27 protein-coding genes and 2 pseudogenes are annotated in these 26,371 nt (G+C 41.3%); 20 read left to right on the forward strand and 9 right to left on the reverse strand.

The annotated features are described in order from the left end of the window. Window positions 1-293 precede the first annotated feature (293 nt). Complete coding sequence (locus KME09_08720) at window positions 294-707, forward strand: heavy metal-responsive transcriptional regulator (GenBank protein ID MBW4534010.1); 414 nt, start codon at window positions 294-296, stop codon at window positions 705-707. 26 nt (window positions 708-733) lie between these two features. Then, a pseudogene (locus KME09_08725) lies at window positions 734-1,465 on the forward strand (glutaredoxin). A 697-nt stretch (window positions 1,466-2,162) separates the two neighbouring features. Here KME09_08725 and KME09_08730 read toward each other — a convergent pair. After that, a complete protein-coding gene (locus KME09_08730) occupies window positions 2,163-2,843 on the reverse strand; it encodes a hypothetical protein (GenBank protein ID MBW4534011.1) in 681 nt (226 codons plus the stop codon). A gap of 380 nt (window positions 2,844-3,223) precedes the next feature. On the opposite strand from KME09_08730, the gene KME09_08735 reads away from it, so the two are divergent. After that, entirely contained in the window at window positions 3,224-3,541 is a 318-nt protein-coding gene (locus KME09_08735) for a DUF1825 family protein (protein MBW4534012.1), read from the forward strand. Window positions 3,542-3,617: 76 nt separating this feature from the next. Here KME09_08735 and KME09_08740 read toward each other — a convergent pair whose 3' ends face one another. Further along, the gene (locus KME09_08740) at window positions 3,618-5,546 is read right to left on the reverse strand and encodes a penicillin-binding protein 1A (GenBank protein MBW4534013.1); all 1,929 of its coding nucleotides are present in this window, start codon (window positions 5,544-5,546) and stop codon (window positions 3,618-3,620) included. Between the two features lie 632 nt (window positions 5,547-6,178). Here KME09_08740 and KME09_08745 point away from each other — a divergent pair. After that, window positions 6,179-6,781 carry a ParA family protein gene (locus KME09_08745; GenBank protein MBW4534014.1) on the forward strand — a complete coding sequence of 201 codons (603 nt, stop codon included), beginning with the start codon at window positions 6,179-6,181 and terminating at the stop codon, window positions 6,779-6,781. A 64-nt stretch (window positions 6,782-6,845) separates the two neighbouring features. Here KME09_08745 and KME09_08750 read toward each other — a convergent pair whose 3' ends face one another. The 3 genes from KME09_08750 to KME09_08760 form a co-directional block, all read right to left on the reverse strand. Further along, window positions 6,846-7,805: an FAD-dependent oxidoreductase gene (locus KME09_08750; protein ID MBW4534015.1), complete on the reverse strand. Its 960-nt coding sequence runs from the start codon at window positions 7,803-7,805 to the stop codon at window positions 6,846-6,848. A 234-nt stretch (window positions 7,806-8,039) separates the two neighbouring features. Further along, on the reverse strand, window positions 8,040-8,558 hold the full coding sequence (locus KME09_08755) for an SH3 domain-containing protein (GenBank protein MBW4534016.1): 519 nt from the start codon (window positions 8,556-8,558) through the stop codon (window positions 8,040-8,042). Window positions 8,559-8,561: 3 nt separating this feature from the next. After that, window positions 8,562-10,076 (reverse strand): AAA family ATPase, encoded by a 1,515-nt coding sequence (locus tag KME09_08760; GenBank protein MBW4534017.1) that lies wholly within the window; start codon window positions 10,074-10,076, stop codon window positions 8,562-8,564. 153 nt (window positions 10,077-10,229) lie between these two features. Here KME09_08760 and moaA point away from each other — a divergent pair, with 153 nt between their 5' ends. The 3 genes and pseudogenes from moaA (at window position 10,230) to KME09_08775 (ending at window position 12,451) form a co-directional block, all read left to right on the forward strand. Continuing rightward, window positions 10,230-11,216: a GTP 3',8-cyclase MoaA gene (gene moaA, locus KME09_08765; GenBank protein MBW4534018.1), complete on the forward strand. Its 987-nt coding sequence runs from the start codon at window positions 10,230-10,232 to the stop codon at window positions 11,214-11,216. Window positions 11,217-11,341: 125 nt separating this feature from the next. Next, window positions 11,342-11,905, forward strand: a complete 564-nt coding sequence (locus tag KME09_08770; GenBank protein MBW4534019.1) for a hypothetical protein — start codon at window positions 11,342-11,344, stop codon at window positions 11,903-11,905. 255 nt (window positions 11,906-12,160) lie between these two features. Then, window positions 12,161-12,451, forward strand: a pseudogene (locus KME09_08775) (IS1 family transposase). 40 nt (window positions 12,452-12,491) lie between these two features. Here KME09_08775 and KME09_08780 read toward each other — a convergent pair. Then, complete coding sequence (locus KME09_08780) at window positions 12,492-14,219, reverse strand: diflavin flavoprotein (GenBank protein MBW4534020.1); 1,728 nt, start codon at window positions 14,217-14,219, stop codon at window positions 12,492-12,494. 170 nt (window positions 14,220-14,389) lie between these two features. Next, window positions 14,390-15,217: a phytoene/squalene synthase family protein gene (locus tag KME09_08785; protein ID MBW4534021.1), complete on the reverse strand. Its 828-nt coding sequence runs from the start codon at window positions 15,215-15,217 to the stop codon at window positions 14,390-14,392. Between the two features lie 259 nt (window positions 15,218-15,476). Here KME09_08785 and KME09_08790 point away from each other — a divergent pair, with 259 nt between their 5' ends. From KME09_08790 to KME09_08820, 7 genes are all read left to right on the forward strand, one after another. Next, window positions 15,477-15,794 (forward strand): 2Fe-2S iron-sulfur cluster binding domain-containing protein, encoded by a 318-nt coding sequence (locus KME09_08790; GenBank protein ID MBW4534022.1) that lies wholly within the window; start codon window positions 15,477-15,479, stop codon window positions 15,792-15,794. Between the two features lie 165 nt (window positions 15,795-15,959). Further along, on the forward strand, window positions 15,960-16,295 hold the full coding sequence (locus KME09_08795) for a nucleotidyltransferase family protein (GenBank protein ID MBW4534023.1): 336 nt from the start codon (window positions 15,960-15,962) through the stop codon (window positions 16,293-16,295). Beyond that, on the forward strand, window positions 16,282-16,632 hold the full coding sequence (locus KME09_08800; protein MBW4534024.1) for a DUF86 domain-containing protein: 351 nt from the start codon (window positions 16,282-16,284) through the stop codon (window positions 16,630-16,632). The genes KME09_08795 and KME09_08800 overlap by 14 nt, the downstream gene beginning before the upstream one ends. Beyond that, window positions 16,616-16,864, forward strand: a complete 249-nt coding sequence (locus KME09_08805) for a YgiT-type zinc finger protein (GenBank protein ID MBW4534025.1) — start codon at window positions 16,616-16,618, stop codon at window positions 16,862-16,864. The genes KME09_08800 and KME09_08805 overlap by 17 nt, the downstream gene beginning before the upstream one ends. Window positions 16,865-16,898: 34 nt before the next feature. Continuing rightward, entirely contained in the window at window positions 16,899-17,288 is a 390-nt protein-coding gene (locus KME09_08810) for a hypothetical protein (protein MBW4534026.1), read from the forward strand. A gap of 21 nt (window positions 17,289-17,309) precedes the next feature. After that, complete coding sequence (locus tag KME09_08815) at window positions 17,310-17,585, forward strand: hypothetical protein (protein ID MBW4534027.1); 276 nt, start codon at window positions 17,310-17,312, stop codon at window positions 17,583-17,585. A 74-nt stretch (window positions 17,586-17,659) separates the two neighbouring features. Next, entirely contained in the window at window positions 17,660-17,812 is a 153-nt protein-coding gene (locus KME09_08820; protein MBW4534028.1) for a hypothetical protein, read from the forward strand. Window positions 17,813-17,859: 47 nt separating this feature from the next. On the opposite strand, the gene lepB is transcribed toward KME09_08820, so the two are convergent. Then, complete coding sequence (gene lepB, locus KME09_08825; GenBank protein ID MBW4534029.1) at window positions 17,860-18,429, reverse strand: signal peptidase I; 570 nt, start codon at window positions 18,427-18,429, stop codon at window positions 17,860-17,862. 32 nt (window positions 18,430-18,461) lie between these two features. Between lepB and KME09_08830 the strand changes: the two genes are divergently transcribed. After that, window positions 18,462-19,130 (forward strand): phosphorylase, encoded by a 669-nt coding sequence (locus KME09_08830; protein ID MBW4534030.1) that lies wholly within the window; start codon window positions 18,462-18,464, stop codon window positions 19,128-19,130. A 26-nt stretch (window positions 19,131-19,156) separates the two neighbouring features. Here the strand turns inward: KME09_08830 and KME09_08835 are convergent, their stop codons facing one another. Further along, window positions 19,157-21,421 (reverse strand): bifunctional (p)ppGpp synthetase/guanosine-3',5'-bis(diphosphate) 3'-pyrophosphohydrolase, encoded by a 2,265-nt coding sequence (locus KME09_08835; GenBank protein ID MBW4534031.1) that lies wholly within the window; start codon window positions 21,419-21,421, stop codon window positions 19,157-19,159. Window positions 21,422-21,744: 323 nt separating this feature from the next. Between KME09_08835 and patD the strand changes: the two genes are divergently transcribed. From patD to KME09_08860, 5 genes are all read left to right on the forward strand, one after another. Further along, window positions 21,745-22,116, forward strand: coding sequence for a heterocyst frequency control protein PatD (patD, locus tag KME09_08840; GenBank protein MBW4534032.1), 372 nt, complete (start codon window positions 21,745-21,747; stop codon window positions 22,114-22,116). Between the two features lie 114 nt (window positions 22,117-22,230). Then, window positions 22,231-23,082: a M48 family metalloprotease gene (locus tag KME09_08845; GenBank protein ID MBW4534033.1), complete on the forward strand. Its 852-nt coding sequence runs from the start codon at window positions 22,231-22,233 to the stop codon at window positions 23,080-23,082. Between the two features lie 55 nt (window positions 23,083-23,137). Beyond that, on the forward strand, window positions 23,138-23,683 hold the full coding sequence (locus KME09_08850; protein ID MBW4534034.1) for a DUF456 family protein: 546 nt from the start codon (window positions 23,138-23,140) through the stop codon (window positions 23,681-23,683). Window positions 23,684-23,777: 94 nt separating this feature from the next. Then, window positions 23,778-24,965: an NAD(P)/FAD-dependent oxidoreductase gene (locus tag KME09_08855; protein MBW4534035.1), complete on the forward strand. Its 1,188-nt coding sequence runs from the start codon at window positions 23,778-23,780 to the stop codon at window positions 24,963-24,965. A 7-nt stretch (window positions 24,966-24,972) separates the two neighbouring features. Beyond that, a complete protein-coding gene (locus KME09_08860) occupies window positions 24,973-26,166 on the forward strand; it encodes a 1-acyl-sn-glycerol-3-phosphate acyltransferase (protein MBW4534036.1) in 1,194 nt (397 codons plus the stop codon). The last annotated feature ends 205 nt before the right edge of the window (window positions 26,167-26,371 follow it).

Below are 26,371 nucleotides of genomic sequence, written 5' to 3' on the forward strand. Positions count from 1 at the left end.
TCCCACCATAAACTGTTCTTCCCAAAGTGCGATCGCCAAGTGGATAGTGCAGGCTGATCTGAATTCGAGTAAGGCGATCCGAAGTCTAAGCGTAAGTCTAATCGCTCTTATACGAAACTGCTAACGTTGCCCATAACTCGCCGCAAATAACCTTTGAAGATCTTGACACTACCTATTGTAATTTAATTGTCATGTTATATGCGCAAACGGTCGTCAACAATCTCATAGCAACTACTTGACTCTCCAGTTAACTGGAGAGTCTATGATGATTCGTAGCAAGAGAGGAGGTCATCATGCTGGCTCACGAACAAGCTTTCCTAAAAATTGGAGAACTTTCTACTAAAAGTGGTGTATCGATCAAAACCATCCGTTACTACGAAGAATTGGGACTAGTGAAAAGCTGTAGGCGGACTGAAGGACATTTTCGTTTATTCCACCCAGAGATGGTAACTCGTCTGGCTTTTATTAAACGTTTGCAGTCATTGGGCTTAAGCCTGCAAGAAATTGGTGAATGCTTGACAGTTTATGACCACGGCGATTTACCGTGTGGTGATGTCAAAAGCAAGCTGGAAGGACAGGTTGCTGAAATTGATCGACAAGTCGCAGAATTGATGATCTTACGTCGAGAATTGACGGACATTCTACAACGCTGGTCAGCCTCGCCGAAAAGACGCTCGGAAGTTATCTGCCCAAATCTGCAAATTTAATTTTGTAATTGTGTAAGGAACGAATCATGACTATTTCCACTGAAAAAATTACTAACGTCAAATTATATCGGATGTCAACTCCCGAACATGACTGTCCTTGGGGACGGCGGGCTGTTAATTTACTAACGGAACAAGGAATTCCATTTGAGGACATTAAGTTGCGATCGCCCGAAGAAATCGCAACCTTCAAAGCTAAGTATGGGGTAACGACAACCCCTCAAATTTTCTTTGGAGCAGAACGGATTGGCGGCTACACTGAGTTGGCAGAGCATCTCAAGGTGAAAGCGGAAAAAGCCGAGTATTCCTATACTCCAGTCATCGCGCTGTTCTCCACCGCAGGGTTGATGACTTTAGCCACCTCGCTAGGAATGACAGGGTTCATGGGAATTTCGCTCTCCATGTTGGCTTCACTGAAGTTAATGGACCTCAAATCCTTTACGGAGAGTTTTGAGAAGTATGACTTGATCACAAAACGCTTTAAGCTCTATGGCAAGGCTTACCCGTTTGCTGAATTGGCGATCGCATTGGGGTTTCTCTCTGGCATTACTCCACTTGTCACTGGAGTTGGGGCTTTGGTCGCCGGCGTGAGTGGTGCAGTATCCGTCTTCAAGGCAGTTTACATTGACAAGATGGCTCTCAATTGCGCTTGTGTGGGGGGTAACTCTAAAGCACCGTTAGGCGTTGTTAGTTTTGCAGAAAACGCGATTATGGCAGGAATGGGAGCAATGCTGACTTTTTCATCCCTAACTGGGACAGCCGTAGAATTTCGCAAACCTTTAGCGGTATTACCTGCTAGCGTTTCGATGAATCACGACAGTATAGATCGACAAGGCACGCTCAACCATGGCTCAATGGATCACAGTTCAATGGATTTAGGTCCAGCCGACAAGGACTACGATCTACGCTTCATCGATGCTATGATTCCCCACCATGAGGGAGCAGTAATCATGGCAAAGTCTGTACTGGAACGTTCCCAAAGATCAGAATTGAGGCAACTAGCAACTGAAATTATCAATGCACAAAACCAAGAAATTGATCAAATGCGTCAATGGCGAAAAGCTTGGTATCCCAAAGCATCAGATACGCCAATGGCTTGGCATTCTCAAATGAAACATATGATGGCAATGTCACCAGAACAAATCAGCACTATGCGAATGGATGTCGATTTAGGTGCTGCCGATGCAGAGTTTGATTTACGATTCCTCAATGCAATGATTCCGCATCATGAAGCAGCCGTGATCATGGCAAGGGATTTGCGCCAAAAATCTAAGCGCCCAGAGATGCAGCTATTAGCGCAGAATGTTTTGACTTCTCAGCAAGCTGAAATCGAGCAAATGAGAAAATGGCGCAGGACTTGGTACGGTAGATAGTGGACAGCGTAGCAGCCTTAACTCACAGTCACTAAACTTAAATACTACTATCACTCGTTGAAGCCGTAATTATATGGGATTACCTTTAATTACAAGTAACTAAACGATGAAGCTCACCATCAAGACGATAAAAATCAAAACGTGAATTAGAGTAAAAAATTTCGGCGGGTAAAAAATTTTCAGGCTGACTAGATAATAAATCCTTGCTTGTATCCTGTTGTTGAGGAATAGTTGCTAGCTGGTTTAAAGCATGATTTAACTTGATATTATCAAATGCGATCGCATTTGATTGATGACAGTACTTGTTTAAAGATGACTCTATTGCAACTAGGCGATCGTTGCGTTCAATCGTGAGAATTGCCTCTTCAGGATTAAGAGTCGAAGATTCAAGATTCTGCTTGTCTGGAAAGGGTAGAATTACAACATAGGATACGTTGCCGTTTTTTGCTTGGAAACCGCGATTATGCTCCAGAGGAGTTGCGGTCATAAAAATTGAGTTGGTGTCGCTTTGTTTAGCTTCTCCTGAGTAAAAATAAACCCGATCTTTTTGGCAAATATTAATATAAAAACTAGAGGTTTCAAAAGCATAAACTTCTTGATATTCAGGATTAATTTGTTGACAAACACGCCAGTCCGAGTTAGCCAAAAATTTGTAGTCAGCATCAGAAGTAGCCTGAACATCGGCGATCGCTCCTAGATGAATTACTATAATCATTCCTGCTGTAGCGTACTTCATCTTGATCTCAATACCCGACTGATTAATCATATGCTGATGAATAATTATTACTGTAGTTAAGATCGGTTATTTAAATATAAGACTTAAACTTGGGCTTAATAGTTTCAATCCATATTAGTTTTGTCCCTACAAATTGGCAATATACCTCTGACTATAGTTATACGACCCACGAAAAACGATATTCTTAAGCTTTCTTAATTAGTTTTTTGCTTCATTATGATTTTATTACCATTTACTAGCGTCAAAACTACAGCAAGTAATCAGCTTATTGCTCACTGCTATGCGGTTAACCGTATTTTACTGGAATTGTTTGATTATTCTAAAATAGGAATAATAAATCGAATAATTAATATAAATAGTTCTAGGGAATTTAATCACCTAGTCAAGAGATATATAAAGGAACAGCAATTATGAGTTTTTTTGATTCTCAAGTAGTCCAAGAAGAAGCTAAAAAGTTATTTGAAGATTATCAGTCTTTGATGCAGCTTGGGGGAGAATATGGCAAGTTTGACCGAGAAGGGAAAAAAATGTTCATTGAGCAGATGGAACGCTTAATGGAACGCTACCGTATTTTTATGAAGCGTTTTGAACTCTCAGAAGACTTTATGGCGCAAATGACAGTACAGCAGCTAAAAACCCAGCTAAACCAATTTGGCATGACTCCACAACAAATGTTCGATCAGATGGAAGTCACTCTCAAGCGCATGAAGTCCGAAATTGAACCATAATCATCGGCGATGAATGCAATTAGTTAGCTAGGGCTGCTTTAAAAGCTCAAAAGCTCAGTTTTTGAGGTGGTTTGTTTCATTCCACATTAGCTGGTTCTGGGCGATTAAACTTTGAAGCAGCAGGAAAATATTTGACTGGTTCATTTTCTAGGGCTTTGAGCATAAAGCTACGCCAAACAGGAGCAGCAAAATCTCCGCCCGTAATACCATTGCCCATACTGCCGTAGTCATCATTGCCCACCCAAACGGCTGTAGATAGTTGAGGTACATAGCCTACAAACCAAACATCTCTCTCTGAAGAAGTTGTTCCTGTTTTTCCCGCTGCGGGGCGACCAATATTGGCTTTTACCCCCGTTCCTCCTGGTTCGAGAACTCCTGTTAACATTGTGTTTAAACTAGCTGTTGCCCAAGGATCTAGGACTTGTTTGAGTTTAGGAGTATTATCCAGCAGAACATTGCCTTTGCTGTCAGTAACTTGCAGAATTACAGTGGTTTCAGAAGACCAGCCATTGTTAGCCAAAGTTGCAAATGCTCCCGCCATTTCTAAAGGAGTAACCCCAATTGAACCCAAAGGCAAAGAGATAACAGGCTGCATCGGGCTTTTTATCCCCAACAGACGGCAAATTTCAATCACTTTCTCTAACCCTACCGCTTTACCTAATTTCACCGCAGGAATATTGCGAGATTGCCTTAGAGCAGTAGCTATAGACATATTTCCAGCAAAGTCTCTACTCCCACCATAGTTTTGTGGCTTGTAAATTCCCCCAGGAATTGGATAAGAGATTGGGGAATCATCAATGATCGTATTCGGACTAAAGTTACCGCTTGCTAGGGCAGCGTAATAGACAAAAGGTTTAAAAGAAGAGCCAGGTTGTCTGCGAGCTTGTACTGCCCGATTAAACTGACTAGACTCATAATCGACTCCACCGACTAAAGCTTTGACGAAGTGAGTACGTGGATCGACTGCTGCTAAAGCCATCTGATCGGCTCTCAGACCCCAGCTAAGTAGCATTTTATGGCTATCTCTCACTGATTCTTCTGCCATTTTTTGAAAGTCCATGTCAACTGTAGTTTGGACTCTAATACCACCAAGCAAAACTTTATCTTTACCAAAACGTGCTTCTAATTCTTTAGTCACGGCTTCAGTGATAAAAGGAGATTTACTCCTACGCCAAGCAGTAGGTTTGCCAATTAACAAAGGGGTTGTGCGTGCTGCTTCGGCTTCTTCAGGGGTAATCCAGTTAAGTGTTTCCAAACGATTTAGGACAGCCGCCTGTCTTTGTTTGGTGTTGGCATAGTTAAGAAATGGGCTATATCTTTCAGGTGCTTGAATTAAGCCTGCCAAAACCGCAGCTTCTGCTAAGTTTAGTCGATCGGCATCTTTGTTGAAGTAGCTTTTGGCAGCAGTTTGAACTCCGTAGTTATTGTGTCCCCAATAAATCGTATTGAGATACATTTCTAAGATTTCTTCCTTAGAAAATACTTGTTCAACTCGTATAGCTAAAACAGCTTCCGCCAGCTTACGACTAAAGGTACGTTCTTGAGTCAAAAACAGGTTTTTGACCAGCTGCATGGTTAAGGTAGAAGCACCCTCAGAAACTCCACCTCTTTCAAAGTTAGCCAAGGCTGCACGAGCAATACTATAAGGATTTAATCCTCGATGACGATAAAAATTACTATCTTCGATCGCCACAACTGCTAATTTTAATTCTGGTGACATTTGGTCAATAGTGGCAATTTCACGATTAACTTCACCATGAATACTCGTCATCAATCTACCTTTAATATCGTAGACATAACTAGTCTCAGCAGGAACGTAATTACGTAAAACCCTGACATCAGGTAGATTGCGGAAACTGAAGGCTAAACCAACTAGTCCACCTGCGGCAACGGCACTTGTTACCATCGAAATACCTAAAACTGTGCCACCCGCAGCTTTTGCTACTCCCAACAAAAATGATTTGGCGATCGCCTGACCTGGTTTAGGTTCTGGTTTCTGGAATATGGTTTCAGAAGACACGGTGATTAATTTCCTCCAGAGAGCATTACAGGAAAGCTGCGACAATTGTAAGCCACAGTCGCTAAATATGAATTAGTAAAATTTAGTAATTTTTTTAATTTAAATCTTAATTTGAACATAATACATATTAATTACATCTTCCAGCAGTCTAAACTGTGAGCTAAATCTTAGCTTACAACTTCCTTTAGATGTAACTATTAAACTGATTTTAATTTGGCTGAAAATTTAAAACTTAATCAGTTAACCAAAATTTGGTCAAAAAAAAACCTCGGATGACTAGCCGAGGAAGTTAATATTCAGGAGAAATCAATGTTGATGAAGTTAAAGTAACTTTTGCCTGTTAAAGTCAGTTTTGAATAATTGTCGGCGTAAAACACCTGGTCATTAATCAAATTACTGCTTATCTAGACATCTGCTATGAACATTAATTATGCTCCAGCATCAAGAAGGATTTTTGCTTAGTTCACTCAAGCCTTCAAACAACATCTTTAAATTATGTAAATTAATGTAACAAAAAATTTACATAATAACAAGCTAAACTCAGATTTAAATTGAGCAAGACACACGAATAGGTAAACTACTATTTACTACTCGATAAACTATTTCAGGGGCTACCGATGATTATTGCCATTACCGCTTTGAAGGGAGGAGTGGGCAAAACCACAACCGCAGTTCATTTAGCTGCGTTTTTGCAAACTTTAGCCCCGACATTATTAATTGACGGAGATAAAAATCGTTCCGCTTTAGTTTGGTCGAGGGAAGACAAGCTACCCTTTTACGTAGCATCTCAAGCAGGTGCGCCAGGATTGATTAAAAAGTTTACCCACATTGTAATTGATACCCAAGCAAGACCAGAACCAGAAGAACTGGAAGATCTCGCTGTGGGTAGCGATCTGTTGATTTTACCAACAACGCCCAATCACCTAGATTTGGATACGACAGTTAAGGCGGTGGAATTACTCAAAACTTTGAATGCTAATTATCGAGTCTTGCTAACTAAGGTTGATTCCCGTACCAAAAACCCCCAAGATGCCAGAGAATTCTTAGCCCAAGCTCAATTACCGATCTTTAAGACGGAAATTCCCTTACTTGTCGCTTTTCAGCGATCGCCTAGCCTGGGGGTTACCGTTAAAGACTATCCCGATCGGCGAGCAAAAACTGGTTGGTATCGCTATCAGGATGTGGGTAAAGAGATTTTAGAAATTATGTCTCAAAAGTAGGCGATCGCTGTTTAATAACTTAATTAATGATGCGATCGGGGAGAATGACTATTCACCCACCCTACTATGAATGATCCCAATCTGGTTTAACTGTCTTGCGGTGATTAAGATAACGGTCAATTGCCATCGCCGCAATACAACCATCTCCCGCAGCTACTACCGCCTGTTTGTAGGGAGTATTACGAATATCACCGATCGCCCAAACTCCAGGAACATTGGTAGACATAGAATCATCTACCTTGACCCCACCATCGGCATTATATTCCACCTGATCGCCAGCAAAATCGGTAATGGGTTTTGAGCCGTTTTGATAGACAAAGACTCCTTCTACTTCCAAAGATAAAGGCTCACTAACATCTTTCTGTTTAACCTTGACTCCTGTTACCCCAGCATCATTACCTTCGATCGCTGCTAAACGAGAGCGTCGCCAGTGTTTGACGTTAGACATCGTTAGCAAATCTTGAGCATGATAATCGTCTTTACCAGGATCTTTAAACGTAATCCAATGCACCATGGATGCAAACTTAGTCAAAAACTGTGCTTCCTCTACAGCTTCGGGATTTAACCCCACCACTGCGACTTCGCGATCGCGATAAAATGCCCCATCACAGGTAGCACAGTAGCTAACCCCACGACCTAAAAATTCTGATTCTCCCTCAAAGGATGCTCCACTGCGTCCCATAGCACCAGTAGCTAAAACCAAAGCTCTACCAGAGAAAGTACCTTCTGGGGTATAAACCTTCTTCATTTCCCCACTCACATCAATCCCAAAAACTTGAGCGCGCTGATAGGAAGTACCATGCTCAACAGCTTGATTTCGCATACTATCTAGTAGCGCTTCTCCACTCATTTCGCCCGATACCCCAGGGTAATTAGCGATTTTGTGGGTAATAGCCAAAGCTCCCACCGCAGGATTCTTGTCTAGAATAACGGTTTTGAGATTGGCCCTTGATGTGTAGAGTGCGCAGGTACATCCTGCTGGGCCGCCTCCAATAATAACAACATCAAATTCGTGTGTTTCCAAAATGCCAATCCCCAGTTGCTTATTAAACTAATAGATATATTTATTCAGGATACATCTGCGCTGGCTCTTGTTACAAATATTCCCGTTAAAATTACGTAGTTTTGTGACAAGATTAATGAGCTTATTGTCCGCTCATCGATAGCAAACAATAGTTCCAGCAGATTGCGATTCTCCAGCAAACTCAGTAATATTTGTTAACTTTATTGGCACATCTTAGACGGATTTTACCTGAAATTAAGGAGTCTTTTGGATATTTCCGCCTTTGATCCAGCCTTCTTGATCATTCCAGGGTAATCTAACTCGCTGCCATTTTCCATCAGCAGAATCTTCAAGGATAATAATCGTGGCTTCATTTTCGATGCCGCCAATCCGCTCAGCATCAGCATCAGGTTCGGCTCTTAAACTCAAACCTTCAGGCCACGTAACTGATGCGCGATAGGCATTAGGTGGTAGTTCAAGCTCAGCTTTAGCTTCTTCTGCTGGAGGTGTAGTTTCTTCTGGCTCTAGATTATCCTCAGTTGTGGATTCTAGTGGCTCAATTGGCTCGATCTCGACATCGGCTGTATTTGATGGCGCTGTTCGCTCGGCTATCGGCTCAGAAAATACTGGTTTTTCAGGTACTGCGGACATTTTTGTATAGTAAGCAAAGATGATCGTTCCCGATATACCTGCTATAACACCAATGCCCAGAATAAAGCCGAGAATAAACTGAACAGTCGCTGAAAAATGTTTAATAAAGATAGATTTGGTCATCCCTTAATTAAGTTGACTCTGAATGCGATCGCTTAAATTACTATTGTTAGAAGCCAGACGAGCTTTTCCTGCTGCCACCCACTGTTGAAGAAATTCAATTTGCTCCTGAGCAGTTTTGGCTAAGGGAACGATTTGACTCGCCGCCTCTAGAATATCATCCGTGGTAAAGTCACGATTTTGACTAAAGCCAATGTGCATTGCCTCAATGATAGTTTGCTCGATCTCTGCCCCAGAAAACTCTGGTGTTTCATATGCTAACCGCTTGGCATCATAATTGCCTAGATTATGGGGGCGTAATTTGGCTAAATGAACCTTAAAAATAGCTTCGCGTTCTACTTGATTAGGTAAGCCAACAAAAAATATTTCGTCAAACCGCCCTTTTCTCAACATTTCTGGAGGCAAAGTTTGAATATTGTTGGCCGTTGCCACCACAAATACAGGAGTTTTTTTCTCGGCTAACCAGGTAATGAAAGTACCAAAGACACGGCTTGTAGTACCTGAATCTCCTTTTCCGTCTAGTCCCGCAAATCCCTTATCTATTTCATCAATCCAGAGAATACAGGGGGAGAGTGCTTCGGCTAGTTCAATCGTTTGACGAGTCCGAGATTCTGATTCGCCGACTAAGCCTGCAAATAAACGTCCCACGTCTAGGCGAAGTAAAGGTAGATGCCAATGATGAGCGATCGCTTTTGCCGTTAGTGATTTTCCTGTCCCCTGGATGCCTACCAGTAATAGCCCTCTAGGGTTGGGTAATCCATAGGCTCTCGCCTGTTCGCTAAATGCGCCACCACGACGCAGCAGCCAGCTTTTAAGATTGTCTAAGCCACCAATATCAGAAATTTGTTCCGTAGCGGGATAGTAATCTAAAATCTGCGTCTGGCGAATTGACTGGCGTTTCTCTTCGAGAATAAGTTCGACATCTTCCTCTTCTAGTTTACCGTTGGTGGCGATCGCTCTGGTTAAAACTCTTCTAATTCTTTCTAAAGACAGCCCCTGTGCCGCTCGAACTAATTCATCTAGCAACTGTTCTGATAAATCTTGATTGGTTGCTGAAATTAAACGTTGAATTTCTGTTTGAATTTCTGGTGCAGTTGGTAAAGCAAATTCGACTACGGTAATAACTTCTGATAATTCTTCGGGTATCTGTACCTGGGGCGCAATTATAATAATATTTTTAGGCTGAGATTTTAAAATCCGTGCCAAGTTACGTAACTCACGCGATACAGCAATGTCTTCTAAAAAACGGGAAAAATCTCGCAAAATAAAGACTCCTCCAGCATTTTTGGGCATATTGGTAATAAATTCTAGTGCCTGCAAGGGATTGCGCTTACCAAAACCAATATTATTCGGATTTTCCTGATAGCCATTAACAAAATCCCAAATATAAATATTACGCTTGCCCAATTTCTCTGTGGCGGTGGCGATCGCTTTTTCGGCTCTTTCTTCTTCTCTAGTAGGCAGATAAATTAGGGGGTAACAGGCGCGTAACAGGAGAGAAAACTCTTCGTTGAAATTCATTATCTGAGATTGTATTATTGCTTGCTGCTAAAAAATTGTCTTATTCTTAATAATATGCTTGATAGTTCGTTAGCTGTATCCAAGTTGATTAGTATTAATTATTAGTCGTCAGTTCTTAGCTCTCAAAATCCTCTTCGCATAATGTTTTAATGCATGCCGAAAATAGATTATTTACGCATTAGTTTAATTGATAAGTGTAATTTTCGTTGCCAATACTGTATGCCAGAGGGAACGAAGTTTGATTATGTTCTCAATCATGAGTTGTTAACTAATCAAGAGATTGTGACTTTGGTGCGCCAAGTATTTATTCCTCTGGGGTTTACTAAGTTTCGCCTCACAGGAGGAGAGCCTTTATTGCGACCAAAATTGATAGATTTGGTGGGAGATATCGCCCAGTTACCGCAAACGGAAGATTTGGCTTTGACTACTAATGCTTTCCTGTTAAAAGATTTAGCCCAACCCCTCTATAATGCTGGTTTAAGACGGATTAATATTAGTTTAGATTCCTTAAACCCAGAAACTTTCGATCGCATTACTGGTAATCATGGGCGCAGTCGCTGGCAGCAAACCTGGTCGGGTATACAGACTGCCCATGAGGTAGGTTTCGATCCTTTGAAGCTCAATGTAGTGGTTATTCCTGGTTTAAACGATACCGAAGTGTTGGACTTAGCAGAATTAACTATTAAGCGTCAATGGCACGTACGTTTCATTGAATTTATGCCCATCGGCAATCCTGAATTATTTGGGACTAAAGCTTGGATTGATTCGGCCCAATTACGCCACCAAATACGTCAAAAATGGGGCTTAATGGAATCAAATATTAAAGGCAATGGCCCTGCTGATGTGTTTCAAATCCCTGGAGCAAAAGGAACTCTCGGCTTTATTTCGCAAATGTCCGAATGTTTTTGCGATCGCTGTAACCGAGTCCGATTATCAGCAGATGGTTGGCTACGTCCTTGTCTCCTGAATGAAACTGGTCAAATTGACTTGAAAACTGCTCTCCGTAGCGGTGTAGATTTAGCAGAATTACAGACTCAAATTAATCAGTTGTTGCTACTAAAACCAGAAATAAACTTTAAAGAGCGGGACTCTGGTACAGATGGAAAGTACAGTCGTACCATGTCCCAAATCGGTGGATAAGTGAACTGTGGAATAATTTGATAGTCTTGATATTTGTTGGGTTTCATCTCTCAACTCAACTTACAAGATCTGCGATCGCACCTACAAGTGGGGATTTAAACGATGAAAGATATTAAAGAATAGCTATGATTGATAGTTTGTCTATTGAACCAACCATTCACTTAGAAAATAGCGATACTTATATTTCAAGAGAAGATGATTTCAAAATAACTTTCATTCGTAGTTTGATTAAATTAAACTTTGAAGATGAAATAGGTCATATTACAGCCTATAGGTTTAATTTAAATTATTCAGATAGTGATTTAACAAACCTATCAGAAAAAAAATCTACAGGACTTTCCTATATAGCTAGCTTTTTCTTTTTGGAAGAAGGAAAAAATGAAGACTTGTTTGGCTCTATTGTATATATCGATCTAGTTTTTATTAAACCTAAATATAGAGGACAAAGATATGCAATCCAAGCAGTGGCTATGTTTCTAAAATATTTTGCTTGTTATGAAACTGTTTGTTGTTTTCCTGAGCCAACAAAGGATATAGAAGAGAAATATCCGAAAGAAAAGGGTAAATTGCTGATGAGAAGATACTGGTCAAAGCTAGGACTTAATAAATATAGTGCCAAACAAAATATTCTTTGGACAGATGAATGGTCTATGCCTGACTGGTTAAGAGAACAAATATTTTCTGATTAAATGATCGCTCTGCCCCTTCATCCCCAACACCTCTAAAATCTTTCTCACTGGTGTTTTCTCCACCTCCAGCTTCTCGACTCGTGCTAATAACCGCTTGGGAATATAACGAGACTTTTTAGTGCGATCGCTAATCTATAGGTTGGGTAGCGCGAAGCAAAACCCAACACCAACTAAAGCATGAAATAAACGTTATTGCTGGTTGCAGTGAATTAAGTTTGAAATGGCGATCGCTTGTTATGAGTTAGATTTTAGTGCGATCGCTCACAGACAACTTTTAGCAAATTATGGTGGATAATTCGAGGTTGGGAATGTTTTTTGTATATTACTGACGGATGGAAAGTCTATCCTTGCTTTATTAATGATTGCGACCATTTAATCAGCAAGATAGGGATGACCAGAGTCGAAGGTGAAAACTCACGACTTCGGCATTACTTAGCTCGTTTACATCGAAAAACATTTTGTTATTCTAAATCTATCGAGATGCTTGAGGCTTCTGTTCGACTCCTGACATACTATCTCAAACATTGGAAAATTCCTCTTTTTTGATTAGTCATCTATTTATTGTGCAACGCCCTAATAGCTTTTGTTAATAGTGATTCCCTACCTTGCGGTGATGAACAGCAGTTAAGCCATCAGGGTTAGAAACTCGACCCAAAGCGACCTGACTATAGACGACCCAGTGATCGCTACATTCCATACGGCTCAATACTTCACACTCAAGATACGCCAAAGCATCGGTTAAAATAGGTGAGCCATTAGCAGCGGTTTGGGTATCGATCCCAGCAAAACGATCGGCACCAGGTTTAAATCGCTTAAGAAAGTGTTTCATCAAGCCTTGATACTTACCTTCTTCCAAGATGTTTAAGACAAAGCGATCGCCCACTTGCATTAATGATTCAATCGCCCGATCTTTAGCTACAGCAATAGTTAAGCCGATGGGTTCAAAACTAGCTTGAGATACCCAGGAAGCTAACATGGCACTGCTTAAGTTGTCTTTGGTAGCGGTAATAATATAGAGTCCACCACTCAAACGACCGATCGCTTTATCTAAATCGGTGTCCAAAGATTTCATCTGTTTGACTAAATCTTTACGGGTAAGTAGTTGTCCCAAGTCAACCCCCGATTCTTCGCATACCTGATAGTCTGCTGCGGTGGGAGTATTTTTAATTTTAATCGGCGGAAAACCAGGTTTTAGACCAGCTTCTCGGAATTTGGTGAGTAAAGGATCGATTGGTTCATCATCATCACCATAGGATTCAAATGCGCCAATTAGCTGCTTATCTTTAGCTGCTGCGAGAACTGTACCCAAGTTTGCTGTGATATCCTCTTGGTTTTTACTTGCCAGGGGAGGCATACCCAGAACAATTCCCATAGAACGATTAACAATCTCGTGGACTTCAGTACTATCAGCCGATCGCAGATCGACCATTTCTACTTCTACGCCAGTTTTGGTAATCCCTTTAGCAATTGCTTGACTCAGGCGATCGCTATAGCCATAATCAGCCACATAAAAAACAGCAACGCTCTTTTCTGCCTTAGTTTGGGCATTACTCCAGTTACGATAGCGATCGAGTAATTCCTGGATGTTATGGCGCAATAAAGGTCCATGTCCATTAGCTACCAGATTGATTTCCCCTAGCTGATCCATCCGTTTCATCGCCGAAAGCACAGAACGAGCATTAGGGCCCATCAAGCAGTCATAATAAAAGCGATAGTCTTTGGCGATCGCTTTTAAATCTTCGTCATAGGTAGCATCAGAACAATAGTGCAGACCAAAGGCATCACAGGTAAACAAAATAGCCGATTTTCGATCGTAGCTAAAAATAGTATCTGGCCAGTGAAGATTCGGCGCATTAACAAACTCAATCACATGACCCTGACCGAGATCTAGAGTCTCGCCATTTTTGGCAATAATTGTCTCAAATGGTTGATGAACTAAATCCTCCAAAAACTTGATCGCCATCTTGGAAGCTACTATTGTCGCTTGAGGCGCAAGTTCGAGAAAATCTTTAACCAACCCACTATGATCGGGTTCAGTATGGCTAATAATTAAATAATTAATCTCTTTGGGGTCAATTAAACCCTGTAAAGCCTCTAGATATAGCTCCCGAAACTTAGCATGGGAGGTATCAACTAAAGCTGTCTGCTCACCTTGGATTAAATAAGAATTATAAGTAGTGCCGTTTTGCAGACCAAATTCAATATCAAAGCGATCGCGATCCCAGTCTAGAGAACGAATTACTGTTGTATTAAGACCGACCTCGGCAGTTTGAATACTTAACCTAGGTTGGGTTTTAATTGGTGTTGCGACCATATCCCCTCTTCTTAACGTTTATTAAAATTTTTTTACTCTTCTTTATTGTGCCACGACTTTTTGATTACTAATTACTGATGTTTTATGTGGTGGGCATTAAGAAGCTTAAAAATTTTGCAGCACAATTAACTTGATTGCCCACCCTACGGCTACTGGTCATTGCTCATTGTTCAAGCAGATTTGATGTTGGTTACTTTTTCAACCAAATTTAAAACATCATGACGACTTAACTTTGATTTACCGATCGCGATCGCATCTAATGTACCTCTAGCCAATATGTAAGGTATTTGGCAAAAATTTAGAGCAGGACTACCTTTGGGCAAAGATTCGATATATAAACTAGCCTGCTTTAACTGTTGGCGGGCATAATTCTGTACATCTTGATTTGTCCAGTCGTCGGGGATAAAACTAACTCCCCGTTGAATATCTTCCTCTTGGTTACGAACAATATTAACTGCCTGTAAACCCCGTCCAAAAGCGATCGCTTGAGTTCGATCGGTTATAGTACCATCGTACCAACTCCAGAGGTCTGAGAGTAATAAACCGACTGCCCCTGCTACGCTAAAAGTGTAACGGTCTAAATCAGCTTCATTGGCGATCGTCCAATTTTGCTCTGCCCAATATGCCATTCGATCCGCCATCGCTGCGGTGGCATCACAGATTCGAGGAGCGATCGTTTTTGGGGCAAGACTCGCCCATTCGCCAATAGACAAACTGACATCGGGTAAAACAGCATTGTATTCTGCTAAATCTGCACCAATGCGGGCATAGGAGTCAAGATCGGTTATTTCCTGCAATCTTAGACTAATAGAACGTAACAGCAGAGCTTTTGTCTGGTTATCAAGGTCAGGAGTATCTTCTATTTCATCAATAGCGCGCATACAAAGATAAGCTGATGCTACAGCATCCTGAAGCTTCTCAGGTAAACGGGCGATCGGAATGTAAAATGTTCTACTAGTTTGCTTTAGGGTTTCTAAGGCCCTATCTTTTGAATTCATTAGCTTCGCTACTCCTCACGCTGACCAACAATTATCATGATGCTCGCCCTCAAATATCGGGGATGATCGATGACTTATCGAAAAGCATACACCAGAAACTTTAATTTCTCGGTGAGAAATGAGCCAATTTTTACTTCGCTTGATTAAAATGATTCAAATCAACTACTAATAGTTCGAGCTATTTCTGAATGAGCGGATTATGAGAAGATAATAAATCTAGTTAAATTCATCAATTTATCGGTACAAATTCGCGATCGCCATGTCTAATACTTACAGCGTTGAAATCAATCATCAGGGTACAACCCAAACTATTCAAGTTGCTGAATCACAAACTATTTTAGACGCAGCAACTAGTGCAGGGATCGATCTTCCCTATTCCTGTAGTGCTGGAGTTTGTACAACCTGTGCTGCTCAAATTATTTCAGGAGAAGTCGAACAAAGCGACGGCATGGGAGTCTCTCCCGAATTGCAGGCGGAAGGTTATGCTTTACTTTGTGTAGCCTACCCCAGATCTGATATCAAACTCGAATCTGGGAAAGAAGATATTGTTTACGCCAAACAATTCGGTAATCAATAATTCATGCTAAATCCAATTGTCAGAGGTAGTGAGGCGATCGCATTTTTCTGTAGAGTCCACTAAAACTTCGGCGATTAGGCGACCCCTAGCCTACGGATCGCTATTCTAGAATTGAGCAATTATAGTCATTCCAAAGTTGAAAGGCTTAGAGGAGGAATTGATTTTATGAATATTTCAAGGTTGACAAACACCCAGCTAACCTTACCGATAGAAATCCCTCGCGAGCAATTAGAGAAATTTTGTATCAGACATCGGGTTGCTAAATTATCTTTGTTTGGTTCGATCTTGCGAGATGATTTCACAGATGAGAGCGATATTGATTTTTTGGTGGAGTTTCAAAAAGGTTACACACCAACGTTTTTAGCGCTGGCGCAAATGGAGGATGTGTTATCGGAGTTATTGCAAGGACGAAAGGTGGATTTGAGGACACAGGCGGAACTCAGCCCCTATTTCCGTGATCGCGTCATGGCAGAGGCTAGGGTTCAATATGAGTGCAGTTGATGATATCTCCCGATTGAGACACATTGCTGATGCTTGCCGAGAGGCGTTGTTATTTATTGAGGGTTGCGATCGCGCAGATCTAAGCAAAAACCGAATGCTAGCACTGTCTTTAGTGAAGGAGCTAGAAATTATCGGGGAAGCCGCCAACAATATTTCTAAGGACTGTCAAGACCTTTATCCACAAGTTCCCTGGCGAGCAATTGTGGGTATGAGAAATCGCCTGATTCATGCTTACTTTGGCATTGATTATGATGTCGTATGGCAGACTGTTACTGAAAGTTTGCCAGCTTTATTGGTTGAGGTAGAAGGCATCATCAAAAATGAAACTAATGTTTAGATGTCATGTTTGTGGTTCGGGCGAGTCCCATTCTGAGGTTGTTAGCGAGGTTTTTAATATTCAGGGAAAATTCTATTTAATAGAAAATATTCCTGCTACGGTTTGCTCTCGCTGTGGGGAGGAGGTATTTAGCCGAGAGACAACCGATCGGATTAGGGTTATGTTACATAGGCAAGAACAGCCCATTAGATCTATTCCTTTAAAGGTTTTTTCGTATGGCGAAGCCGTTTGAGAAGTTGGATCATTATTAGACGAAGATGGCACTCATGAAAATTGCTGATTTCTGGAAGAAGTTTGATCAAGAGTGGGATGCAACAAATCACTTCACGTTGATTGTGCAGGGTGATACTTCTTTGACAGAAGATATTTTTGCTTACAAGCTTTATATCAACGGCAATATTCATGGAACAGGAGTAAGATTTACCCATTTAGCTCCACCCAACAGTATTTACGTGCGGCTCAAAGCAGGAGGCTATCGCATCATCTTACGAGAGTATGATGCAAGGAAAGCAGACCGCATGGAGTCTAATACACTGCCTATCGAGATTGATTATGATGAACAGATACTGATTCGAGCTTCATTGCGAGATGGGCAACTTGTGCTGTCTTTTGATGATATCGCCCAACAGAGCCACTACGTTAAAATTAAAAAGTAGAGTTAGAACGAGGTTAAGCCGATGGCAGTTCGACAACGCCGTTACAGCAAAGAAGAGTTAGCTCAACGTGGGCAAGAACTCTATGAATCCACCATTCAGCAGCAGGTCGAGGCGGGAAATGAGGGTAAGATTGTGGCGATCGACATCGAAACTGGAGCCTTCGAGGTCGATGAAAATGTCGTGCCTGCAACTAATCGTTTGTTTGAGCAATACCCCGCAGCTCAGCCCTGGGTGATTCGGATTGGGCATCGTGCCGTCGATCACTTTGGGGCAAGAAGTCTTAAAAAAAATCCATGATTTACGGAGTGGTAAATTTACGACGAGAAGCAACGCTTCCCCTTGTTGTTGGTAACATAAATAAAAAGCAGAAAATGATTGATACCGTTATCGATACAGGATTTAGCGGATTCATAACTTTGCCATCTTCAATTATTACTACCCTGGATTTACCTTGGAGTGCCTCAGATCTTGTTACATTGGGCGACGGGAGCGAAACCCTGATCGTCAAAATTGAAGAACTGTGATTCCGCACCATATCTATCAGTTGGCGTAGTATAAAGCAACCGCATAATTACACTATCCCAATCCGTCCTAAAGGCCAAAAGCGAAACACTGCTCGACCAATTACATTTTCTGCTGGTAAGAAACCCCAGATATGAGAGTCATTACTATTATTGCGGTTGTCTCCCATGACAAACAGCTGTCCTTCTGGCACTGTGACTGGTATTAGTTCATATTCTGGAGGTGCAGCTATATAATCTTCGATTAAAGGTTGATTGTTGACGTATACTACTCCATGTTTGACCGCTACTGTTTCTCCTGATTTGGCGATCGCTCTTTTGATAAAAGCCTGACTCTTATCGAAATTGCCGATCATTCTTAGCATTTCTGGTGGCTGGAAGACAATAATATCGCCTTTATCTGGGGGTTGAAATTTGTAGCCTACTTTTTCAACGACTAAGCGATCGCCTGTGGATAAAGTGGGAAACATTGATTCTGAAGGGATGTAGCGAGGTTCGGCAATAAAGAGCCGAATAACTAACGCTAAAGCTAGCGCCACAATGACTGTGATACTGTTTTCTTTGATATTGCGCTGTAGAGCAGATTTGTTGCCTAACTTCTTGGGGTCAGTTGAAGACATAAATTAATTTAGATATTTGAGTAAAGTAGTAAATGTTATCTATTAATACTATTGTTGTGCCTCAAGGAGCAGAATACCACGCAATTTGTCGCGGTTTAGCCAAAGCTAAGATCGATAGTATTCAAGTTATTGCTATTCCTTTGGGTGTTAAGCAGATCGACCAAGTCTTATCAGATTATTCTGAGCAAATAAATAATTCGACCAATGTTTTAATTATGGGGTTGTGCGGTAGTTTATCTGATGATTATTATGTTGCCGACTCGGTGTTAGTCAAAAGCTGCCAAGACTTGAGCCATAATTTAATCGATCTCGATGCTAAATTGACTGGTGAGCTTCAGCAGAAATTATTAATTAATCTAGTTGCTGGTTTGACGAGCGATCGCATTATTACTCAAGCTAAAGAAAAGCTAATCCTCGCTCAAGAGTATTCCGCCACCATCGTGGAAATGGAAGGATATAGCTATGTCAGGGAATTACAGCACCAAGGAATATCTGTTGCCATGCTGAGAATAGTCAGTGACGATCTTTGTGGAGATCTTCCCGATCTAAATCAAGCCATCGATAGTCAAGGAAATCTCCAGAATTTGCCAATGGCGAGCGCCTTAATCAAACAACCCATGGCAGCAATTAGATTAATTAAAGGCTCTTTAACTGGCTTAAAAGCATTAGAACAAATTACTGCTAAACTTTTTAGCAGTTGATTAGCCACTGGCAATGACTTCTTAACCTATTGTTCAACTGAATTTGATGAATTTGAATTCATCACCCGACGAATATTAAGAATGTCACTCATACTTTTAATTCGTTGAAAGACATACTCTAGCTGTTGGCGATCGCGAATATCTAAGCTCAAAGAAATTAAGGCAGGCTTGTTTCGACCAGTCTTGACTCCAGCATTACGGACATTAATCCCGCGATCGCTAAGACGTGCCAAAATATCCTTAAATACCCCGACTCGATCCATTGCTTCAATCTGAATATCGACAGGGTAAGTAAAGCTTTTACCATCCTCTGTTTGCTCATTCCAGCTAACGGGAATAATTCTTTCTCCTGGTATTTTGTCTATATTCTCACAGCCTTGACCATGAATTGAGATACCTCTAGAGCTAAGGGTTACGGCACCGATAATACACTCTCCTGGTAAGGGTGTACAACAGCCTGCTATATGATATAGCATTCCTTCTACGCCGATGATGGGCGAGTTTCCACCTCTGTGTTTCTCATAATTGTTATTAAGATGAGCAGGAATCTCAACTTCTTCTGATGCTAATTCAGTTTGTACGGGTTGCTGCTCTTTAACTACATCTCGCAGACGATTAACCACATGATTTTGCGTGATTTCGCCATAACCTAAAGCTGCCAGTAAATCTTCAACTGAATGATAATTACAGCGTTGGGTCACAATCTGCATGGCTTCAGATTTGAGCAAAGCATCAAACCCACTTTTGCCCATTTCTTTCTCAAGTAATTCTTTCCCACGGACAATATTTTCATCGCGGTGGGATAGTTTATACCATTGACGAATACGATTACGTGCCGTGGCTGACACCACAAAATTAAGCCAGTCCAAGCTAGGGTGACTATTTTTCTGGGTCACAATCTCGACAATATCACCATTTTCTAAAGGTTTAGACAACACTGACCAACGACCATTAACCCTCGCCCCTTTCATATGATTACCGATTTCGCTATGAATACGATAGGCAAAGTCTACGGGGGTTGCTCCCTGAGCTAGAGCCACTACATCGCCATCAGGTGTAAAGACATAAACATCGTCTTCAAACAGGTTATCTTTGACGCTTTCCATATACTCTTGAGCGTCACTAAGATCTTTTTGCCACTCTAGTAGCTGTCTAAGCCAGGTAAATTTGCTATCTTCTTCTGAAGAAATGGCAACGTTACTCGAACCTGTTTCTTTATATTTCCAGTGAGCAGCAATTCCGTATTCAGCAACCTGATGCATTTCTTTAGTCCGAATCTGAATTTCAATCGGACGACCATTAGTCCCAACTACAGTGGTATGTAAAGACTGATAGCGATTTGGTTTTGGTAAGCCAATATAGTCTTTAAAACGACCAGGGATCGGTGTAAAAGCATCGTGAACTACTGCTAAGGCACGATAACATTCTTCGTTTGTTTGGACAATAATTCTAAAAGCAGCAATGTCATAGATTTGACTAAACTCTTTTTGCTGGCGCTGCATCTTCTGATAAATACCATAGAGATGCTTTGGTCTACCCTTCAACTCCACCACTTCGATCTTTTGGTTGTTTAAACCCGATCTCAATGTTTCGGTAACTCGAGCAATCCTCGCCTCGCGATCTGCTCTTCTTTCAGCAATTAAAGACTTGATTTCGTCATAAGCTTCTGGTTCTAAGTATTTGAAGCAAAGATCTTCTAGTTCCCACTTAAAGCGACCAATACCTAATCTATTCGCCAAGGGAGCAAAAATTTCTCTAGTTTCCTGGCTAATCCGTCTTTGCTTTTCTGGCTTGAGGTGTTCTAACGTCCGCATGTTGTGCAGTCGATCCGCCAGCTTCACTACAATGACGCGGATATCTGTTGCCATTGCCAGGAACATTCGCCTAAAATTCTCTGCTTGACGTTCAGTAGTGCTGGAGAAATTAAACTTAGATAATTTAGTCACTCCCTCTACCAACAAACGTACCTGCACCCCGAATCGTTCCTCAATTTCTTCTGAGGTAACATCCGTATCTTCGACTACGTCGTGTAAAAAACCAGCAGCGATCGTCACACTGTCTCCGCCCAAACTCCGCAATAAGCTAGCCACCGCGATCGGATGAGCAATGTAAGGTTCTCCTGACTTACGAGTTTGTCCTTCATGAAGCTGATAGGCAAAATTGAACGCTTGACAAATTAATAAAGCATCCGAATCCGACTCTAACGACTCTTGGTCAATGAGACATTCCTGTAGCCACTGAGGAAGCTGAACTTCATTACTACGATTTTCTATGATGGAGATAGCTGTCATAGATTTAAATAATATTTAGGTAATTGTGGAAGGGAAGAGTCAAATAGAAAAAATCTAGCAGAAATTTTTAATTTATACTATCTATACTCGTGCATTTAAGTCTGTTTGAACTCTAGTTGAATAGCTTTACTACGGGTAAAAATTAATAATTTTATAGTAATTTAACTAGGTAATTTAACTCACTGTTAAGACAATTAAATTACTTACTTTTTAAACATAAAAGTCTACTTTTTACAACACACTTGTCAAACAGCAGCATCGAGTAATAGTCAAGCTTAATTAGTAAAATTTTATTCTGTCGGATGCTTTATTTTAACTCAAAAATGTTATCTGAATCACATAATCGAGCATATCAGGATTTCTTGACTTTGTTAATTAAATTTGTGCAAGAACTATCCAAGCAAGAGCAAAAAATTAATCAATTTGAGATTAAACAAAAATTTCAAGGGTTATTAGAATGGTTTGAACAGAACGTTGCTCAACTTAGTAACCAAGATTTAGCACCAGCGCTCGCTTCTCGGTGGCAAGCAGTACAGACTGAAATCTTAAGAGAGTTTAAATTATTATCGACAGATATCTTATTTTTGGCTACCTCCCGTCAGCAGGCAACTCAACAGAAAAAACTCAAAAGTATTAATGAGCGTTTGACTAAATTAATTGGTTATTGTCAGATCATGTTAAAAGATCACAAGTAAGCAAGTATTAAGAATTGTCTGGTGTAGCTTAAAGAAGCTCAAAGAAATATTAATCACCATTCAGACTCGTGATACTATTGCTGCCAATAATTAATTAGAGTCAAAATTTAACTAGTGAGTCGATTATTAATTCGTCTAGCGATAGGCGCAATCTTCGCAGTTTTTGGCATATTCAACTATTTCACTAATGTTAGCGAAAATCCGATTACGGGAGAACGGCAAAGAGTGCAGCTTTCTCCTGAACAGGAAGTTGTGATTGGTCGCCAGTCAGCACCACAGATGGCAGCACAGCACGGCAACCTCTATCCCGATCGAATCTTACAAGACTATATAGATGAAGTAGGAAATCGAGTTATTCAGAATTCGGTAGCCAAAAATTCAGCTTATCCTTTTGAGTTTCATCTTTTGCGCGATCCCCAAACGATTAATGCTTTTGCCCTACCTGGAGGGCAAGTGTTTCTGACCGCAGCTTTACTGAGTAAATTAAATTCTGAAGCACAGCTAGCAGGGGTTTTGGGTCATGAAGTTGGTCATGTGATTGGTAGACATGGTGCAGAACATTTAGCCAAACAACAGCTAGGGAGTGCCTTAGTCAATGCAGTAGGAGTTGCCGCCAGCGATAGTCCTGGTAGTGGTAGACAGGCAGCAATTTTAGCCCAGGCGGTAAATCAAATGGTCAACCTCAAATATGGTCGAGAAGACGAATTAGAAAGCGATCGCCTGGGATTTCAATTTATGACTGAAGCGGGTTATAACCCTGTAGGCATCGTTGAGTTAATGAAAATTCTTGATTCTGCTAGAGGTGATGCAGGAGGACAGCCAGAGTTTATGAGTACTCACCCCAATCCAGGAAATCGAATTGAGAAATTAATTGCCATCATTAACCAGACTTTCCCCAATGGTGTTCCCCCTCAACTACAGCAAAATCAAGACCGTTTTGCCAGAGTAGTTGGCGATCGCCTTTAACTGAAATAGGAAATAGGAAAGGGCTATAAATGCAAACCCGTTATTAAATTTAACTATGGATATAATTACTATTTATTGGATTGTCTTAGCTGTCATGGCAATTGGGGTCATCGGGTCAATGATTCCTGGACTTCCTGGCAGCAGTATTATTTTAGCGGCGATTGTAGGTTGGAGTATCTTCACAGGTTTTGCTGGCATAGGCTGGCCAATGATTTTAATCTTTGTGGTCTTAATTCTCAGCGCAGGAGTGGAATATTTGGCGTTATATTTTGGCGCAAAACAGTCTGGGGCGAGTAAATGGAGTCAGTATGGTGCGATCGCGGGGATGGTCTTAGGCTTTGTGGGTTTACTACCAGCTTTGCCCTTTGGCGGGCCTTTAATCGGCGTATTGTTGGGTGCAATTATCGGCGCTTTTGTCGGGGAATATGCTTATCGTAGCAATCTTGAAGGTTCAGAACGGATGCAGCAGGCACTAAAAGCAAGTGCAGGTGTTGTGGTTGCCTCTTTAATTGGTAACCTGATTGAAGCATTGCTAGCAGCTTTAGCCGTAGCCATATTTATTTATTCCACCTGGTCGTTTGTGTTTATTGGCAGCAGTTAGCAGACAGCAGGCAAAAGCGATCCACAATTTTTAGAGAACCGCTAGAATCAATATATATTAAGCATTAGTTATTTGGTGCGAACAAGATATTTTTATGAGCGCAACAAGAATTTGTATTGTCGGTGGTGGTTTTGGTGGTCTTTATACGGCTTTGCGCCTGAGTGAATTTCCCTGGCAAAGTGCAGACAAGCCAGAAATAACTCTGATCGATCAAAGCGATCGCTTTTTGTTTTCGCCTTTGCTCTATGAATTGATTACCGAAGAGATGCAGAGTTGGGAGATTGCCCCACCTTTTGCCGAACTCTTGGCAAATACAGGCATTATTTTTCAGCAGGGTAGCGTTACTGAAATTGACATCGAAGGGAAGCAAGTTACTCTACACAACGAGCAAAAAATCGACTACGACAAGCTAGTGCTTTCTACGGGGGGGAGAACTCCTGTCGAGTCCACCCCAGGCGCAAAAGACTATGCTCTACCATTTCGTTCCCTTAATGATGCTTATCGTCTTCAAGAAAAGTTGAGGCTATTGGAGGAAAGCGATCGCGATCGAATTCGGATTGCCGTAGTTGGCGGTGGCTACAGTGGCGTGGAGTTGGCCTGTAAGCTGGCGGATCGCTTAGGTGAAAAGGGCAGAATTCGCATTATTGACCGAGGAACGCAAATTCTGAAAGATAGTTCTGAATTTAATCGAGAAACGGCGATTAAAGCCCTGGAAAAAAATCAAATCTGGCAAGATTTAGAAACCGAAGTCGAGCAAGTTACCTCAGACAGTATTACTCTAATTTATAAAGGTCAACCTGATACGATTCCCGTCGATTTAGTTTTATGGACTGTCGGCAACCGCGTTTCTGAATTAATCAGTAAACTTCCTCTGCCACAAAATGAGCAAGGATTATTAGAAATTGAGCCTACTTTACTAGTTAAAGGAAGAGAAGATATTTTTGCCTTGGGAGATGCTGCCAACAGTTACGATGGCGACGGCAAACCTCTACCTGCTACAGCTCAAGTAGCTTTTCAGCAGTCTGATTACTGTGCTTGGAATATTTGGGCATCGGCAACTAATCGTCCTTTATTGTCTTTCCGTTATCAGCCTTTGGGGGAAATGATGACCTTGGGTACAGACAACGCTACAATCAGCGGTTTAGGTTTAAAATTAGATGGCCCGATGGCGTATGTGGCTAGGCGTTTGATCTATTTATATCGTTTACCAACCTTGAAACATCAGTTAACTGTCGGGTTTAATTGGATTACTCAGCCTATAGTTGAACTGTTGTCGTCTTAATCTTTCGATGTCCGATCCTAAATTTATCCCGCCTCAGCAAAACCCTCTGCTGGTTCGCTTAGCTCAAAGTATATTTTATCTAGTAACTTACCTGGCTTTCAAGTTTAGCCTCATAGTATCTGAAGAGGATCTAGCAAAGGTAAGGGCGATCGCTTGTGATCGAGTCGTCTATCTACCCAATCATTCCAACCTAGATGATGGTGTTGCAGTGTTTCAATTGTCTGCACGCATCGGACAGTTGTTTCATTACGTAGTGGCGATTGAGGCTTTTCAAGGTGTAGTTGGCAAGTTAATACAGCTGGTTGGCGCTTATTCCCTGCGTCGAGGCGTAGGCGATCGCTCTAGCGTCATACAAACCCTCACAATACTCCAGCAACCCCAATGTAAGCTAGTAATTTTTCCTGAAGGGGGTTGTTCCTATCAAAATGATACTGTGATCCCGTTTCGCACTGGGGCAATTGAGCTATCTTTTAAGGCACTAGAAAAGTTAGTTAAACAAGAAAATACAGTCCCCGACTTTTATTTAGTACCTGTTAGCTTAAAATACTGTTACCCCAAAGCTACAAACAAACAAATTGACCAAGCTCTTACTCGTCTAGAACATGCTTTAGCTCTTAAAGCGATTCAGGACGATCGTTACTCTCGTTTAAGGGCGATCGCCGAAAAAGTCTTAACTAGTCTTGAGACGGAATATCATGTTGCTGTCGAGCAAACCGACTGGAATCAACGCTGTCAAAATCTGAGAAAACAAATGCTGGGCTACTGTGAAGCAAAATTAGCCATAGCTACCAAAAATCAATTAGGCGATCGCGAAGCCAATCGCGAACGAGTTTATCGAGTACAGTCTATTCTACGCAACCTGAGCGATCCAGATCAAAAAGCAGCTATAGACTATGAACACCTCTACCTAACTACCGTTCGGCTACTCAATTTTGATGCCATCTATGATGGCTACGTGGCAGAAAAACCGACAATCGAAAGATATTTCGCCACAATAGATCGTTTAGAAAGAGAAGTTTTTAAAATTGATCGACCGAAATTTAAAGGATGGCGAGAAATCACCGCTAAAATAGGTACGCCAATTAATCTCAAAAATTATTGGCAAAAATATCACAGCGATCGACCCTCAACTTCACGCGAACAAATCATCAATCACCTAACTGAAATTGCTCAGCAGGAAGTCCAGGCTAATCTCAGCTAAATTAATTACTGATGTTAAGCACCTGCTAATTTACTCTATAGTTTTTGCGTTGGGGTTTTGCCCTAAAGGATATGCCCTAAAGGACTAGCTTCGCGTCGCGTAGCGGTATCTCCAACTATGCGACTTGTCCTAAAGGATACTGCTCCGCATATGCCGCTTAGTTCGGTAGACAAGTGCTTTAGCACTAGCTTCGCGTCGGGAATTA

This window comes from Pleurocapsa minor HA4230-MV1 (assembly GCA_019359095.1).
Lineage (GTDB): Bacteria > Cyanobacteriota > Cyanobacteriia > Cyanobacteriales > Xenococcaceae > Waterburya > Waterburya minor.